This window comes from Actinoplanes sp. NPDC048791 (assembly GCF_040650095.1).
Taxonomy (GTDB): Bacteria; Actinomycetota; Actinomycetes; order Mycobacteriales; family Micromonosporaceae; genus Actinoplanes.
Genome location: NZ_JBEZGQ010001385.1, coordinates 1 through 1,810 on the forward strand (window position 1 = coordinate 1; position 1,810 = coordinate 1,810).

Below are 1,810 nucleotides of genomic sequence, written 5' to 3' on the forward strand. Positions count from 1 at the left end.
GGCTACCTGGCGCTGCTGCCCGAGCTCACCGGCGCCAACGCCGTCTCCACCGTGTCCCTGGTCGCCATCATGTCCTGCCTGGTCGCGCTGAGCTCGATCAACGCGCGCAGCCGGCGGCGGCTGGACCGGCGCCGGCAGGCCGCCGAGCACCGCACCGAGATGCTGCTCGAGGCCGCCTCCGACGCGGTGTTCGCGATCGACGTCACGGGCGCGGTCCGCTACGCCAGCCCGTCGGCCCAGCGGATCTTCGGTCTCACCGGCGCGGAGGTCACCGGCAAGGCGATGGTGGAACTGGCCCATCCCGACGAGCTCGCCGGGCTGCGGGCGTGGATGGGCGCGCTCTTCGCCGTGCCCGGCGGCACCGCCCGTACGGAGGCGCGGCTGCGGCGGCCCGACGGCACCTGGCTGCACCTCGACGTGATCGGCACCAACCGCACAGACGACGCCGACCTGCGCGCCGCCGTCATCAGCCTGCGAGACATCGGCCGGCGCAAGGAGCTCGAGGAGCAGCTCAGCCGGCAGGCGTTCACCGACTCGCTGACCGGACTGCCGAACCGGGCGCTGTTCCGGGACCGGCTCGAACAGGCCGTCCAGCGTCGCGCCGGTGGTGGCGTCACCGTGCTGCTCATCGACCTGGACGATTTCAAGCTGGTCAACGACAACCTCGGGCACAGCGCCGGTGACGAGCTGCTGGCCACCCTGGCCGGGCGGTTGCGGGCCGAGATGCGCCCCGGCGACACCCTGGCCCGGCTCGGCGGTGACGAGTTCGCGATCCTGGTCGAGGACCTGGCAGCGGCCGACGCCGTCGCGCTGGCCGAGCGGCTGCTGCTGGCCGGCCGTGAGCAGATCCGGCTGGACAGCCGCGACGTCACCTGCTCGCTGAGCATCGGCATCGCCAGCGGCGACCTGCCCGCCGGCCAACTGCTGCGCGACGCCGACCTGGCCATGTACGCCGCCAAGCGGGCCGGCCGCAACGCGTACGCGGTGTTCTCGCCGTCGATGTCCCGCTCGGTGCTGGAGGAGGCGCAGCAGCGCGTCGACATGGAGCTCGGGCTGGAGCAGGAGCAGTTCGTCCTGCTCTACCAGCCGGTGGTGGACATGACCACGCAGCAGATGACCGGGGTCGAGGCGCTGGTGCGGTGGCGCCACCCCGAGGACGGGCTGCTCAATCCGTATCAGTTCATCGCCACGGCCGAGGCCAACGGCCTGATCGTGCCGCTCGGCCGGTGGGTCCTGCGCGAGGCCTGCGCGCAGCTGGCGCGCTGGCGCCGGGAGACGCCGGCCGCGGCCGGCCTCAAGGTCAACGTCAACCTGTCGGCGCGACAGTTCCAGTACGCGGGCCTGGTCGCGGACGTGGCGGCGGCGATCGACGACGCCGGCATCCCGGCCGGCTCGCTGACCCTGGAGATCACCGAGTCGATGCTGATGGAGGACATCACCGGCGCGATCGAGACGCTGCGCGCGCTGCGGGCCCTGGGCGTACGGCTGGCGATCGACGACTTCGGCACCGGCTACTCGTCGCTGAACTACCTCAAGCAGCTCCCGGTCGACATCATCAAGATCGACCGGACGTTCGTGGAGCAGGTCGACACGGACGCGGACGACGTGGCGCTGGTGGACGCGGTGGTCGGGCTGGGGCAGGCGCTGCGGTTGCAGACGGTCGCCGAGGGCATCGAGACCGACGGGCAGTGGATGATGCTCCGGCAGATCGGGTGCGACCAGGGCCAGGGGTACCTGTTCGGGCGGCCCGGCGACGCGGCCTCGGTGACCGGCCTGCTGGCCCGCGAGCCGGCCCCGGCCGAGCTGTGAC

1 protein-coding gene is annotated in these 1,810 nt (G+C 72.5%); it reads left to right on the forward strand.

The annotated features are described in order from the left end of the window. A partial coding sequence (locus tag AB0C29_RS46590) for an EAL domain-containing protein (protein ID WP_360834561.1) occupies positions 1-1,809 on the forward strand: 1,809 nt, incomplete at its 5' end. Position 1,810: the final 1 nt, after the last annotated feature.